General features: G+C 40.1%; 12 protein-coding genes. 4 read left to right on the top strand and 8 right to left on the bottom strand.

Annotation, left to right across the window (positions count from 1 at the left end):
* From BHC43_RS02595 to BHC43_RS02575, 4 genes are all read right to left on the bottom strand, one after another.
* The coding region (locus BHC43_RS02595; RefSeq protein ID WP_144078732.1) for a ShlB/FhaC/HecB family hemolysin secretion/activation protein at positions 1–1,150 on the bottom strand (1,150 nt) is incomplete at its 3' end.
* Positions 1,151–2,166: 1,016 nt separating this feature from the next.
* Positions 2,167–2,823 (bottom strand): HAD family hydrolase, encoded by a 657-nt coding sequence (locus BHC43_RS02590; protein WP_100156436.1) that lies wholly within the window; start codon positions 2,821–2,823, stop codon positions 2,167–2,169.
* Positions 2,824–2,838: 15 nt separating this feature from the next.
* Complete coding sequence (locus BHC43_RS02585; protein ID WP_100156435.1) at positions 2,839–3,831, bottom strand: AfsA-related hotdog domain-containing protein; 993 nt, start codon at positions 3,829–3,831, stop codon at positions 2,839–2,841.
* A 419-nt stretch (positions 3,832–4,250) separates the two neighbouring features.
* Positions 4,251–4,604, bottom strand: coding sequence for a hypothetical protein (locus BHC43_RS02575; protein ID WP_100156433.1), 354 nt, complete (start codon positions 4,602–4,604; stop codon positions 4,251–4,253).
* 760 nt (positions 4,605–5,364) lie between these two features.
* Between BHC43_RS02575 and clpB the strand changes: the two genes are divergently transcribed.
* The 3 genes from clpB (at position 5,365) to BHC43_RS02560 (ending at position 10,234) form a co-directional block, all read left to right on the top strand.
* Complete coding sequence (gene clpB / locus BHC43_RS02570) at positions 5,365–7,938, top strand: ATP-dependent chaperone ClpB (RefSeq protein ID WP_100156432.1); 2,574 nt, start codon at positions 5,365–5,367, stop codon at positions 7,936–7,938.
* A 418-nt stretch (positions 7,939–8,356) separates the two neighbouring features.
* On the top strand, positions 8,357–9,676 hold the full coding sequence (locus BHC43_RS02565; protein ID WP_100156431.1) for a serine hydrolase domain-containing protein: 1,320 nt from the start codon (positions 8,357–8,359) through the stop codon (positions 9,674–9,676).
* A 93-nt stretch (positions 9,677–9,769) separates the two neighbouring features.
* A complete protein-coding gene (locus BHC43_RS02560) occupies positions 9,770–10,234 on the top strand; it encodes a CYTH domain-containing protein (RefSeq protein WP_100156430.1) in 465 nt (154 codons plus the stop codon).
* A gap of 51 nt (positions 10,235–10,285) precedes the next feature.
* On the opposite strand, the gene prmB is transcribed toward BHC43_RS02560, so the two are convergent.
* From prmB to BHC43_RS02540, 4 genes are all read right to left on the bottom strand, one after another.
* On the bottom strand, positions 10,286–11,191 hold the full coding sequence (prmB, locus tag BHC43_RS02555) for a 50S ribosomal protein L3 N(5)-glutamine methyltransferase (protein WP_100156429.1): 906 nt from the start codon (positions 11,189–11,191) through the stop codon (positions 10,286–10,288).
* 84 nt (positions 11,192–11,275) lie between these two features.
* On the bottom strand, positions 11,276–11,785 hold the full coding sequence (locus BHC43_RS02550; RefSeq protein WP_100156428.1) for a type IV secretion protein Rhs: 510 nt from the start codon (positions 11,783–11,785) through the stop codon (positions 11,276–11,278).
* A 1-nt stretch (position 11,786) separates the two neighbouring features.
* Positions 11,787–12,335: a DUF2062 domain-containing protein gene (locus BHC43_RS02545; RefSeq protein WP_100141489.1), complete on the bottom strand. Its 549-nt coding sequence runs from the start codon at positions 12,333–12,335 to the stop codon at positions 11,787–11,789.
* 99 nt (positions 12,336–12,434) lie between these two features.
* The gene (locus BHC43_RS02540; RefSeq protein WP_100156440.1) at positions 12,435–13,061 is read right to left on the bottom strand and encodes a Smr/MutS family protein; all 627 of its coding nucleotides are present in this window, start codon (positions 13,059–13,061) and stop codon (positions 12,435–12,437) included.
* 167 nt (positions 13,062–13,228) lie between these two features.
* Here BHC43_RS02540 and ubiM point away from each other — a divergent pair, with 167 nt between their 5' ends.
* Positions 13,229–14,443, top strand: coding sequence for a 5-demethoxyubiquinol-8 5-hydroxylase UbiM (ubiM, locus tag BHC43_RS02535; RefSeq protein WP_100156427.1), 1,215 nt, complete (start codon positions 13,229–13,231; stop codon positions 14,441–14,443).
* Positions 14,444–14,514: the final 71 nt, after the last annotated feature.

The following is a 14,514-nucleotide window of genomic DNA, read 5'->3' as shown; positions in this document are numbered from 1 at the left end:
CGGCATCGTTTACGTAATTATGGGATTGCCGACGCCATAATTTGGCGGTGATGTCGGTTTTGCGGTGGCTGTCGCGATACAGCAGCCGCGTTAGTCCGATGTCGCTGTTGTCGCTTTTGCCGTTGTAGTCGTAGTTTTCGTTGTATCCGGCTACGGCCTGATGATAACGGTAATGGTTGCGGTTATACGCTATCAGCCAGTTGCCAAATGGTATTGAGTAATGCAGTGCATAGCCACGGGTACCGCTGCCGGTGCGGTTGCCATCGCTGTCCATTTGACTGTCTTTGCTGCCTAAATCATGGTTGTAGTTGATATAAAATAAATCACTTAATCCTAAGGGATTGTCTGCTGATAATGTGACGCCTCCCTGATAACGCCCTGTGGAATGGCTGCCGGAATCGTCTGCGTTAAAACTTATACGAAAGGGAATGGTTCGTTGTGACCAGCTGATGACGATGTCGCTTTCGTTCGGTGCTTCAGCCGGTACTATCTGGATATCAGCTTCGGCGGTGGGAACGCGACGCAGGTTTTCCAGTCCCTGCTCTAGCTGCCGCAGATTCAGGATGTCTCCGGCTCTGGCTGGAAATTCGTTCTGGATGCGGCGAATACGCTCTACGTGGGTGGTTGCTGCATTATCTAGGTTGTAACGAATGGTATGGATTCGCCCCGGAATGACGCTGAGCTGTAAGGTGCCGCTGGTAAGATCCTGTGGTGTGGCTAAAATACGGGTGGTGGTATAGCCACGTTCGATGACGGCATTCTGTGCCAAGGTCATGATCTGGTTGATGGCTTTGCTGCCTAGGCACATGCCTGCGGTAAACTGGCTCTGGCGCTGCGCTTTTTTTAGGGCAAACTGGAACCGGCTGGCTTCTTCTCCTGTCAGGGTGATGCTGTTGATGGCAAAACACGGGGTTTCGTTGGTATTTAGTTTATCTGTCTGTGTTGGGTTTTCTTCTTGTGGCTGTAAACGAATATTTACTTCGGGCTGCATTTGCTGCTGAAACTGCTGCTGACGCTGCTGTTCGCGAATGATTTGCTGTTGCTGCTGACGGTCTAGCTGGGAAGCTACTTCTGTTACCGGCGAGGCGTAAACACTTATAAGAGCACTAGCCAAGAAATTGATAAGCAATACGATTTTTTGTAGATACATTTTGCTCTTTAAATATGAAAGTAAATTATGACTGCCTGTGATCCATGTAGCTCTCAAGATAGGCAATATTGCCTTTAATAATGAGGCTGGTATTTTCGGCTTTGAGTGGATAGTAAAGAGTATTGAATATAATTTTATGGAGATTTTTATTCATTTAATCTGGCTGGTTTATAAAAAATATTGCGTTGTGAAATGCTGCCCCTATGCTAAAAATGAAGCAATTAGTCTGAAAATTCCAAATACTGTTTTATTTCTACATAATTTGTGAAAAAGATTACTTGAGGTTTGATTTCTGTTTATTGCAACTACAATAATGGACAAATCTATAAAAATATTAGTAATAGGAAGACAATTGTTTCAGAAAATTTATAAAAATTATAATCTTCATGTTTACTTTTGAATATTAATTTTTATTAAGCACATTGGAATTTAGCCTATTTAATTACTACTAATATGCATATATGATAATAACAAATTAAATAAATATTATCATAATATAATGATATATATAATAAATATTTTTATTAAAATTTTATTTAATATTATTTTCAGATAAACACTCTAGCATCAGTGAACTGTTAATTTTTAGCAACAATATTAGCATTATCTCTTAATTGCCTATCTAAAATATGAGGCATGTGCCATAAAAGATAATGAGATTAATTGATTAAATAGGGGTAAATAACCTGATTCTACTCAAGATGTAGTAACTTTGAAAAATCGCATCGTGAAGGTTACTGAAATTTCGGAATCTGAAAAATTTCAAATATGGCATTTGGATGGAGTTGATTTTATGAATGAGGGGGAGAAATAAGCAATACGTGTAAGAGACATACTTACAGCCTGCGTATTCAGACTTGGCAAGACTTTCGTACATCTTTCTTCTCATCCAATTAAAATCAGCTTTTTAAGAAGTTATATAAATAATCTTGCAAAAATATTGAGTGACAATTCACCGTATTGAATTACATGTGTCTAAACGTAGATATTAAGGTTGATAGGAGGAAAAGAGATTTTTATTCTAAACTTTTGTTTGCAGTTAAATAACTGATTTCCTTTAATACCTGGTCATTATCAATAAAATGAATAGTTTGCCATCCTCTTTTTTGAGCGGCTACACAATTTTCTTCTGTGTCATCAATTAGGATACAGTGTTGCGCAGTTGTGTTGGCTTGTTGCTCAGCTATTTGAAAGATGGTCTGGTCTGGCTTTCGGCAGCCAACCTTACAAGAATCCACTATTATATCCAGCACGTCATCAAGGTTTATCATAGGCCGCCAGTAAGCTTCCCATTCTCTGACATTATTGGTTAATAAACCTATGGTGAATCCGGCTTTCTCTAGTTGCCGAACTTTATCTATCATCAGAGTATTTGGTTGAATATTTTCAAACCATTGACGCCCGAAGTGTTCCAGATCGGCTTTTGAAGTGTCAATATTTGGTTGGAGCTGGGTCAATCTGTTTTTTACCCGTCTGCCCCACTCTTGCTCACTGATTAAACCGATTTCTAGTGGCTCGAGGCCTGTATAGCCAAATTCAGCAGCAGTGTCTTTTACGGCTTGCAACATGATATTTGCTGGTAATTGGGTTTTCTGCTGGTATTGATAGATAATTGCTTTAATTGGTGGGGTAAGTACACCCCCGAAATCAAACCAGAATATAGGCTTATTCATGATAATGACTCTGCTTTAATTGGATAAAATTTTAAAGGTGACGTCTACACTCGCCATTGTTTTGTCTTTCTGTTTTATCACAATAGGGAACGTAATGGTCTGATTTTCTTGTGAGGTATCCAGTACCATTTTTGCTTTATCTATCACGCAATCTACATCTGACCCTAATTCACAGAAGGAGTTGAAATCCAGGCTGCAAGAGATTAACTCAAGCAGATTTGCCGGTAGTTGAAAACATTTTCTGATAGCAATAAGAGCTGTTTGTTTGCATAGCTCTATTAAGACCATGCCTGAAATATGGTCTACTTCATGGTCACAAAGTGCCGAATAGCTGGGATCGAAACCTAAAGTTGTTTGAATAGTTGCGTGATTTTCAATCAGGTTGGTTGCTAAGACATTTTTACTCAGGTTTTTACCAACCATAAATGCTGGAAGAGGAAAGTAATTTTCAGAATAATAATCGTTGCCAAGCGAAACGGATTGAATGGCTGTTTTTTTTCTTAATTTGGTCCATAGTGCTTGGTTTAGCCAGTGCAGGGTGGTCTGTGAATGAGCACACGGTAGATTGTTAATATAAAGTTGTTCACTTAATGTTAGACCGGTTAAAGTATCGCGTTTGGTTTTAAATGTCAGTATTTTAATTTCTATAAACACATCAGCTGGATGGTTAATCATTTTTAACAATTGATGATATTTAATTTGCAATTGTGTATTATCAATGATGAAAATATTGGAAAATGGTATCTGATAGAATTGATGTGTGATGCTAATGGCTGCCTGCCGAAATATTTCCTGTAGCAATATCGCATCATAATATCCCGTAAGATTATCATTGAAATACATATGCGTACGCGGAAGCTGTGCCGTGACTAGAAACTGATCTTGTTTGGTAGATTTTATTGAAGTGATAAACACTTCACTGATGGCACGTTTATGTACCAAATTTTTGTTAATACATTGAGCAGAATATGCCTTTGTCCCCGCACTATTTTCAAGCCATAAATCCATTTTTCAGCCCCTATTTAAAATTTTATATTAATCTTTAAGTGATTATTATTATGTTTTGTATAGGTGGCAAATATAATCCGTGAATTATTTTAATGTGTTGTACATTTTCAAAAAATTTTTATTGAGTATTTATATTCAGGCTTGTTTTGAATTTTTATTTTCGGATACTTTGTAGTTATCAATTCTTCTCAATGCCGTTTGGTGGCCACACATAATATTAAGAAGTTTATATTGACTAGCTTTCTAATTGTGTCTGAATCGTTGTATTTATATATATTTTGGCTTGCATTGTTATTTTGAGTATTACAGTAAAATATAAAAAGGAAGTTTTTTCTTTAATAAAGAAAAAACTTCCTTTCATGGCTAATACTTTATGATTAATATCTATTGCTAGATGATGTCGATTCGTGTAACGCTTTTTAATTGTTGCCAAAGTGATGATGCTGTATCCGTTGATAGTTGTACCAGTTTTTCTGATTAGCCATTAAATTAGTTTGGTTATGTTGCAGCTGGTTATAATTTTGAGAATCATCTTTAATGTCCATTCCGTCTTCATGAGTTTCTGAAACGGTAACACTGCCTGACTGGACTTGTTGCTGAAACTCCATTTTGCGAGCTTTCTTATCGAGCATGGAAATGTGAATTTCAGTATCGTATATGCTCTTCAGCTCCAGCAGCTTTTGATAAGTGGCAATTAATTCTTTGTTTTCAGGCGTGCGCATGATTTGCCCTTCAAGAAATTCACGGCACTTATTAAATTCTTCGGTTCTCATGGCTGTCTTATTTTGATATTCATAATAATAATTAATTTTACACCATTTAATCTTTTAAGCGTTGGAAAAATGAGTATATGACAAATTTATGCTCAAGTTGTATTGAAGCTCCAAGTCAAATCTCCAGTGGCATTGAATTAATTGGATGAATCTATTGATATTTATGTTTCAAAATAAGAAATTGATTTGTTGTTGCTGAATGGTTTGTATATTGGATGGTTTTTCTGCTTAAATTTTAAGCACCTTAAAATTGGATTGATTCATCTTGTTTTTTTTAAGTTATCCACAGATATACTCACAAATTTTGTGAAATTTTAGTCAGGCATCTGCCCCAACAGCATAAAATATATTTAGCATATAAATATTCTTTACAATATGATTTATATCAATTTTTATATTTTTATGATGTAGCACAAACTTTGCTTAATTTTTAAATATTGCGCGTTACTAAAGAAAGAGGCATGTCTGATTATGCTTTGAATTTTGATACAGTTTTGGTTCCGAAGTTGGGGAGATGATGTTCATAAAATCAATTGTTTCCTACCATTATGGAAACAATCTATCAATACAATACAGTGATAATTCAATGCTGTTTAGGTGTGAGGAATTGAGCAATCTAGACTGTTAATAACATCACTATTTATTAAATTTATAAATCAGCAAGTTATAAATTAGACTCTATTTTAGCCATTCTAGGTCTTGACATTAATTTTCTAATACCAATATATCTATTAATTAAAATTTTAATGAAGGAAATCTGATGCGATTCGATAAGCTTACAGCAAAGTTTCAGCAGGCATTGCAGGATGCTCAGAGCATTGCTTTGGGTCAGGATGCCGGATATCTTGAGGCTGTTTTTATATTGAAAGCCTTGCTTGATGATGTGGATAGTGGCAGCGCTGCAATATTGACACAGGCTGGGGCCAATCTGGCACAAGTGAAACAGCAAATTGAAACCACTATTAATGGTTTGCCTAAGGTATCTGGTCAGGGCGGAGAAATTCTGCCGAGTACCGAGTTACAGCACATTTTGAACTTGATGGATAAGGCAGCTACCAAGCGCAATGATGCATATATCGCCAGTGAATTGTTTTTGCTAGCTGCGGTACAGGAAAATGGGCAATGCGGCCGTATTTTGAAACAAGCAGGCGCTACTGAAGATAAATTGAATATGGCTATTGATGCCGTACGTGGGGGGGCAAGTGTGGATAATCCTAATGCAGAAGACCAACGTGAAGCACTGAAAAAATATACAACTGATTTAACGGAAAAAGCCCGTGCCGGCAAACTGGATCCTGTAATCGGACGAGACGATGAAATCCGGCGCACTATTTTGGTGCTGGAACGGCGTACCAAAAATAATCCTGTACTGATTGGTGAACCGGGTGTAGGTAAAACTGCTATCGTTGAGGGCTTGGCTCAGCGGATAGTCAATAATGAAGTACCAGACTCTCTACGCAATAAACGACTGCTGATGCTGGATTTGGCGAGTTTGATTGCCGGTGCTAAATTCCGAGGAGAATTTGAAGAACGGCTTAAAGCTGTATTGAACGATTTGGCTAAAGATGAAGGCAATACGATTATTTTTATAGATGAAATTCATACTCTGGTTGGTGCTGGTAAGGCTGATGGAGCCATGGATGCAGGTAATATGCTCAAGCCAGCATTGGCGCGTGGAGAATTGCATTGTATTGGGGCAACTACTTTGGATGAATACCGCCAGTACATTGAAAAAGATCCAGCCTTGGAACGGCGTTTTCAGAAGGTGCTGGTGAAAGAACCTACGGTTGAAGATACTATTGCAATTTTGCGTGGCTTGCAGGAACGGTATGAAATTTATCATGGTGTGGAAATTACCGATCCGGCTATTGTGGCCGCAGCAGAATTGTCTAACCGCTATATTACTGACCGCTTTCTCCCCGATAAGGCAATTGACCTAATTGATGAAGCTGCTTCACTGATTAAAGTGGAAAGCCAGTCTATGCCGGAAAGCATGGATAAGCTGAAACGGCGAGAAATTCAGCTGGAAATTGAGCGCGCATCTTTGGTGAAGGAAGATGACGAAGCCAGTAAAAAACGTCTGGCTTTATTGGATGAAGAATTGGATAACGTTAAGCGTGAATTTGCAAATCTGGATGAAATCTGGAAAGCCGAGCGTGCTAAAGCCCAAGGCAGTGTAACCATTAAAGAACAGATTGATCATCTTAAAGTTCGTATGGATGCACTAAAACGTGAGGGCAAATGGGAGGACGTGGCCAAGCTGCAATATGAGGAATTGCCACGACTTGAAGCTCAGTTACAGGCAGCAGACAGCGGTCAGCATGATACTCAGCCAAACAAACTGTTACGCACTAAAGTTGGCTCGGAAGAAATCGCAGAAATTGTATCGCGTATGACAGGTATCCCTGTATCGAAAATGATGGCTGGTGAACGTGAAAAACTGCTGAAAATCGAAGAAGTATTGCATGAACGTGTGGTAGGTCAGGATGAAGCTGTTAGAGCTGTAGCAGATGCAATTCGCCGCTCACGTTCTGGTCTGGCTGATCCTAATAAACCTTACGGCAGCTTTTTATTCCTTGGACCTACCGGTGTAGGTAAAACTGAGTTATGCAAAACACTGGCTAGCTTCCTGTTTGACAGTGAAACTCATCTTATTCGTGTAGACATGTCGGAATATATGGAGAAACACTCTGTAGCACGCCTAATTGGTGCGCCTCCCGGCTATGTTGGTTATGAAGAAGGCGGCTTCCTGACCGAGCAGGTACGACGTAATCCTTATAGCGTTGTGTTACTGGATGAAGTGGAAAAAGCCCACCCAGATGTTTTTAACATTTTGTTACAGGTACTTGATGATGGGCGTTTGACAGACGGACAGGGACGTACTGTCGATTTCAAAAACACGGTAATTGTGATGACATCTAATATTGGTAGTCAGGAAATCCAGAAGATGGTGAGTGATGATTACGAAGCCATTAAAGCGGTTGTAATGGAAGAAGTGAAACAATACTTCCGCCCTGAGCTGATAAACCGTATTGATGAAGTGGTGGTATTCCATAGTTTGAATCAGTCTAATATCCGTGCAATTGCGAATATTCAGCTCGCAGGGCTGCGCAACCGCTTAGAAAAAATGGATTTGCACTTGCAAGTTGACGATGCTGCTCTGGATGTACTGGCTAAAGTGGGCTTTGACCCTGTATACGGTGCCCGTCCTTTGAAACGCGCTATCCAGACGGAAATTGAAAATCCGCTGGCTAAGGAGTTATTAGCCGGTGATTACGCACCTGACAGTACGATTATGTTAACTGCTCAGGATGGTGTTCTGACATTCGCCTGATTGTTATAAAAGAAACCTGCTCAAAAGCAGGTTTCTTTTTAATAATGCATAACAATTGTATAAGCATAATTTTTTTATGATCAAAATTTGATTGATGGTTCATAAAATTGTCAGTCTCTAAGTACATCTTTTTTATTGACTGATTTCTCATCAATCTTAAAAATAAATTCTCATTAATGTATTCCAATATCTAAACTATATTCGTTTAAATAATTAAAATTATTAATTTTCAAAATTGTATTTATTAATATCATTCAAAAACTTTGATTTTATTCTCTAATAAGACTATATCCATTAAAATATAATTTATTAACATATTTACAACTCTATTTTAAAAGTAAGATAATGTTATTATCGCTTTTAAATATATTAGCGATGCATTACTTTTTATAGTTGTGATATTTTTTGGGAGATTTATATGCACTCTTCTTTAAAAACAATAAAAATAGCGCTATTAACGTTATGTCTTTCAGCTGCGTTTAACACTCAGGCAAACACAATTCAGAATAATTGCAAAACGCTACATCTGAATAACTGCCCTACACCTGTTGACAAAAAACTGCCAAATGTTAAAAACATGCTGACATGGAATCAGCAGCAGCGTGCAATTGGTTTTCGTAATGATTACCGCTCGTATGCTGGTGATGTGTTTCATGCAGCAGGTGGTAAACCTTTACCACGTGCAACACAAAATCTTAATCAGGTAAGTTATCAACTTCATGGCCAGTCTTATCTATTGAAAGACTATTTAAAACGCAACAATGTAACCGGTATGATGGTTATAAAAGATGGTAAAGTGGTTTGGGATTATTATGCCAACGGTAATAACCCAACGACTTTATGGACGTCCCGGTCTGTAGGTAAATCGATTGTATCCACCCTAGTGGGTGTGGCTCTTAAAGAAGGTAAAATCAAATCTCTAGATGATAAGGTAGTCAAATATAATCCTGATGTACGTGGTACTGCATGGGAAAACGTTACAATTCGTCAATTGTTGCAACATACTTCAGGCGTCAACTGGAACGAAGACTACACCAATCCTCAATCTGACTTTGCGCAGCTAACCCAATGCGAAGCACATCCCAACACTTATACCTGTGTCAACAATCTAGTCAAAAACCCACAACGTAAAGCCTACGCCAAACCAGGTACAGCTTGGTCTTATTCTTCAGGTGGCGCATGGTTGCTAGGTGATACTCTTGAAAAAGCCACTGGTGAAAATATTGCCAAATATCTTCAGGATAAAATCTGGCAGCCTTTTGGCATGAGTCGTGATGGTGTATGGCATAGTTATGCGGTAGGCAAACATGATGTTGGTGCTCATGGTTTTAATGCCACACTTGAGGATTGGGGTAAATTTGGCCTGTTTGTGATGAATAACGGCAAATTACCGAATGGTCAGCAAATTCTGCCGGCAAACTGGGTAAAAGATGCGCGTAGCTGGAATCAGGCAAAAAATTCAGTAAGCAAGCTACATCCAGAGGGTACTTATGGTTATGAATGGTGGAATAATAGTGTACCGGCTAATGCTGCTGATGTAGCACCCAAAACTGGGCTAAACAGTAAAGATACCATGTGGGCTCTGGGTATTTACGGGCAGATTATAATGATTAATCAGGCGCAAAAACTGGTTATTGTACAGTGGTCTACATGGCCGAAAGCTGAGCCTTCTATGCTGGAGCAGCCATTGGAAGCTTCACTGATGTTTAATGCCATTGCCAACAAACTGGCCTCTTAACTGCTATTATTAAGCTTAAGACCCCTGCACCAGCAAGCTAAAACACGGTTGCTGGTGCTTTTTCTTGTATATATTAGATGAAAGAAATTGATTGTGGCAAAAGAGATTGAACGTAAATTTCTGGTAAGAGGCAATGGCTGGCGGGGCCTTGTACCTGCAAAACATTATTGTCAGGGCTACCTTTCCACCATCAAGGAGCGCACAGTGCGTGTGCGTTGCTGTGGTAATGAAGCATGGCTAACCATTAAAAGTACAACTCAAGGCATTACGCGTACAGAATTTGAATATCCTATACCGCCGGATGAAGCACGATATATGATTCAGCATCTGGCCGAACAACCTATTATTGAAAAATATCGTTATTGCATACCATTGAATGGTCTTGTGTGGGAGATTGATGAATTTCTAGGCATTAATCAAGGACTGATTGTGGCTGAAGTGGAACTAAACCATGCACAGGATGAAATTATTTTGCCAGAGTGGATTGGCGAGGAGGTATCAGATGATCCACGCTATTACAACAGTAATCTGGTCAGCAAGCCATTTAGCCAATGGTAGAGTAAACTTTTATTGAAGCCAAACTGGCTTAACTGACCATAGATGTGTAGTTTATTCTTCACCCAACAGTTGTTCACGACTTAGCAAGAATACAAAACCATCGCCCCCGCTAGTGGATAGCCATGTAAATGGCAACTCTGGAAATGCCTGCTCAAGTATTTCTCGATTGTGACCAATTTCTACCACTAATACGCCATGAGGATTCAGATAACGAGCAGCCTGCTGAATGATTTGTCTGGTTACATCCAGCCCATCTTCACCACTGCCAAGTGCCAGCTCAGGTTCATGTAAATATTCTTCCGGCAGCTGCTCAACAGACTCTGCATCCACATATGGCGGATTAGAAACTATCAAATCATACGTATTGTCTATACCAGTAAATAAATCGGTATGAATTAAATTAATTCGTTCCTGCAATCCATAGTTTTCTACATTGATTGCGGCTACTTCAAGCGCATCTAGACTGATATCAACAGCATCAATTACCGCATCTGGATAGCAATGCGCCATCTGGATTGCCAGCGCCCCACTACCAGTACACAAATCCAGTGCACTGTGTACCAGCTCGTCATATTCTATCCATAACCGCAGAGGTTCGCCTAATAGTTCGTAAATAAATGAACGTGGCACAATCACACGTTCATCCACATAGAATTCATATTCGCCCTGCCAAGCCTGATTGGTTAGATAAGCTACAGGTATACGCTCACTGATACGGCGCTGTACCAGATGTAGCAAGGTGCCTTTTTCTGTATCCAGTAACCGCGCATCTAAAAAAGGCTCGAGAGTATCCAGCGGCAAATGTAAGGTATGCAAAATCAAATAGGCAGCCTCATCATAGGCACTATTATTTCCATGGCCGAAAAACAGTTTGGCTTCTTCAAACTGACTGACAGTAAAACGTAAAAAATCTCGTACACTATGCAATTGCTGTGCAGCTGCATCAAATACAGACATGAATCACTCCGGCAATAAAATCAAATGCAGATTATATCAGCTTGTGCGGGAATCTTTCGGAGGCTATTCTGGCTTGCTGTACGTTCAGTAATGAGGGAGTAAGCGCCGATTATGCGGATGATTGACAAACGGCTTCAGCAAACGACGGAAATGGAGTAGATGCGAATGGTGTCTACTATCACCGGCCAGTGCCAGAAAATAATCTTGTACCAGTTGTGCCTGCTGCTCCATATTTAGCTGGCCGAAGTATTTAATTTCATTCAAAGGCGGATAACGGTAGGCACGGCGGTGATGATAACCTGCTTTCATTGCCAGGTAGACACCGGCCAATAAAACCGGAAAACCATGCTGGCTCTGCCATACATGTATTAATTCATGAATTAGCCATGCTTGCCGGCTTAAAGAGGTGGCTACAAAATCATCTGTGAAATAAGAAGCTGGAAAATAAATTCGATTGCCGCAGGTAATGGCTGTATGCTGATGAAACTGCCACCAAGCTCCGAAAACAATCTTTACTTCTGACCATTTAGCTGCATGACCAAGTAAATTTGTAACCAGACGCAATTCATTATCTGTTAACGAACGCTCTATCATATTAATTCCGGATATTACGGTGTGTTTTTCTGTACGCTACCCAATTCCAACCATTCCAGACCAAAAAATAGCCAAGAGTAGCCAGAATCATCCCTAGTACAGGTACGCCAACAAGCAAAGGTTTGCCAAATTGTATCACCCATTGCCACAGCTCCGAACCCAGATGACCAATGGTTAAAGCCGGCAAGGCAGGCATTTCTACACCCCATTGCCCATACATCAGACCGGCACCTATTTCATAAGCACAGTAATAAAGAGGCACATAAGTTAACGGATTAGTATAGAGTGTAGTTAACAATGCCAGTGGTAAATGTGTACGAACAAGGTAAGCCACAATAAGTGCGGTAAAAAATTGTGTTGGACCCGGCATCAGACCACAAAACATTCCAACAGCCACTGCCGAAGCAGCCCGTTCACGATTAAGCTGCCAAAAATAGGGTCGATCAAACCAGCGTGCGAATGGCTTAAACCAAGGCGAGGCAAATAATGAAGCTTGTGTCGGCATTTTGTATTTAATGTGCCGTATCCATTTAGCCTTTTTATTACGCATTACATCTCTCGGGACAAGAAGGCTGCATAATTAAATATTCCCATACAGATCTAACTAAGTTGATGAAGTCGGAACCTTTTTTTGTTTCATCTGCAAAAATTAATTTTTCTCCTGCATACGATGTTTCTTTTTAACCAAAACATACACCGCACCATCATTTCGCTCATTAGGCTGAGCATAGGCAAGAACTTCGGGATGGGCCATCAGCCAGCGCCGTACCAGCGTTTTTAATATCGGCTGATAGTCTTTGGAGCCCAGACCACTACCATGAACAATTTCGCCCACGACACCGTATTGCTGTATATATGCGATAAATTCGTTAAGCACTTCCTGTGCTTCTTCTTGTCTGTAACCATGTAAATCCACATAAGCCACTATCGGCCAATGTCTGGCTTGCAACCGTTTAATATCAGCCATACCACGGCCATTTTTACTAAACACCACAGGTGCACTATCTTCCTGATTTTCACCAATATAAAAATAGCTTTCCGTCTCCAGCAGTTCTTCCTGATGCTGACGAGGTTTAATCGGACTAGTGTCACGTGGATGCTGAAACTGATTTCTGGCTTTTAAGGGCACAATATCCTTACCCATCGCTTCACTGAAAGTGATATCTGTTTGACGCTTTGCTGCTTGCTGTGACCGTTGCTGCTCTTCAGCCTGACGCTGAGCTCTGGCCTGTTTACCCAGTTGTTGCAACTTTTGTTGAAATGAATTTTCAGCCATATCTGTAACCATTCAAATCTAAATACCATTTCCATGATTTTAGCAGAGGCGCAAACTCCAAGTTAAGCTTGACCTTTATTAACTTTGTAAGCGTTTAAGATAGGATTCGTGCTAATTTTCAGTTATCCTAGTGCTGTATAAAATATATTCATTCAGGAACAGATTTTATGACGGCAACTAATGTCTCTCCAAGCTCAGGTAAAGAAACTGATGTCATTATTGTCGGTGCCGGTCCGGCAGGATTGAGTCTGGCACGTGCACTGGCACCATCAGGACTATCAATTACCGTAGTAGAAAAGCAAGATTCGGCTACGCTGGCAGAACCACCGTTTGATGGTAGGGAAATTGCCCTAACCCATTACTCAAAGGAACTCATGCAACAGCTGGATATGTGGGACAAAGTACCGGCAAATGAAATTTATCCTTTGCGTGATGCCAAGGTAATCAATGGTTATTCGAATTATCAACTACATTTCGAACAACCCACTATGGCACGCGGTAAACCAGCGAATACTTTAGGTTTTCTAATCAGTAATCATCATATCCGCCGTGCGGCCTATGAAGCTGTCACCCCTTATAAAAACATCAACTTGATTGGTGGACATAGCATTATTGATGTCAGAAATGAAGATAGCAACCACATCGAAGCCACTCTGGATAATGGGCAAACTATCAGCGCCAGATTGCTCATTGCTGCTGATAGCCGCTTTTCCAATACTCGCCGTCAATTAGGTATATCCGCTCAGATTCATGATTTCGGACGTACGGTGATTGTATTCCGCATGCGTCATACCCTGAGCAATCAGCATACTGCTCTGGAATGTTTCCATTATGGCCGTACATTGGCCTTGCTGCCCTTAGAAGAAAATATGACCAACTGCGTGGTCACCATTAATAATGAACGCGCTGGTGAAATACTAAATATGTCTCCTGCACAACTGGCGGCTGATATTACCAAGCAGCTAAAAGGCAAATTGGGGGACATGCATCTGGTCAGCACTGTGCATCATTACCCGCTTGTTGGCGTTCACGCCAATGCATTCTATGCCCACCGTAGTGCCCTGATTGGTGATGTCGCAGTAGGTATGCATCCGGTTACCGCCCATGGTTTCAATCTAGGGCTGAGTGGAGTTGGTATCTTATCCAAACTAATCATTGAAGCGGTACAGAAAGGTAAAGACATTGGCGGCCAAACCCTATTGGCACAATACCAGCGCCAGCATATGCCGCATACACGAATGCTTTATCATGGCACCAATGCCATGGTGTCGTTGTTCACCAATGACAGCCATCCTGCTCGGCTGATGCGATCTCTGGTATTACGCATCAGCAATAATCTACCACCAGTGAAAAAACTTATCAGCAAACAGCTCACCGGCTGATATACAAATAATATTATGAAAAAATGCCTGCTGTAATTAATTTATAGCAGGCATAATTACATAAAATTTTC

This window comes from Snodgrassella alvi, from assembly GCF_002777855.1.
Classification (GTDB): domain Bacteria; phylum Pseudomonadota; class Gammaproteobacteria; order Burkholderiales; family Neisseriaceae; genus Snodgrassella; species Snodgrassella alvi_E.
The sequence above is the reverse complement of the archived record's forward strand: the minus strand, read 5'-3'. Positions and strand labels throughout refer to the sequence as shown.

What these genes read in the sequence shown, in the direction of transcription:
- BHC43_RS02575 (WP_100156433.1), bottom strand. Translation starts at nt 4,604, where the DNA reads ATGAGAACCGAAGAATTTAATAAGTGCCGTGAATTTCTTGAAGGGCAA.
- prmB (WP_100156429.1), bottom strand. Translation starts at nt 11,191, where the DNA reads ATGTCTGTATTTGATGCAGCTGCACAGCAATTGCATAGTGTACGAGAT.
- BHC43_RS02545 (WP_100141489.1), bottom strand. Translation starts at nt 12,335, where the DNA reads ATGCGTAATAAAAAGGCTAAATGGATACGGCACATTAAATACAAAATG.
- BHC43_RS02585 (WP_100156435.1), bottom strand. Translation starts at nt 3,831, where the DNA reads ATGGATTTATGGCTTGAAAATAGTGCGGGGACAAAGGCATATTCTGCT.
- BHC43_RS02590 (WP_100156436.1), bottom strand. Translation starts at nt 2,823, where the DNA reads ATGAATAAGCCTATATTCTGGTTTGATTTCGGGGGTGTACTTACCCCA.
- BHC43_RS02565 (WP_100156431.1), top strand. Translation starts at nt 8,357, where the DNA reads ATGCACTCTTCTTTAAAAACAATAAAAATAGCGCTATTAACGTTATGT.
- ubiM (WP_100156427.1), top strand. Translation starts at nt 13,229, where the DNA reads ATGACGGCAACTAATGTCTCTCCAAGCTCAGGTAAAGAAACTGATGTC.
- BHC43_RS02540 (WP_100156440.1), bottom strand. Translation starts at nt 13,061, where the DNA reads ATGGCTGAAAATTCATTTCAACAAAAGTTGCAACAACTGGGTAAACAG.
- clpB (WP_100156432.1), top strand. Translation starts at nt 5,365, where the DNA reads ATGCGATTCGATAAGCTTACAGCAAAGTTTCAGCAGGCATTGCAGGAT.
- BHC43_RS02550 (WP_100156428.1), bottom strand. Translation starts at nt 11,785, where the DNA reads ATGATAGAGCGTTCGTTAACAGATAATGAATTGCGTCTGGTTACAAAT.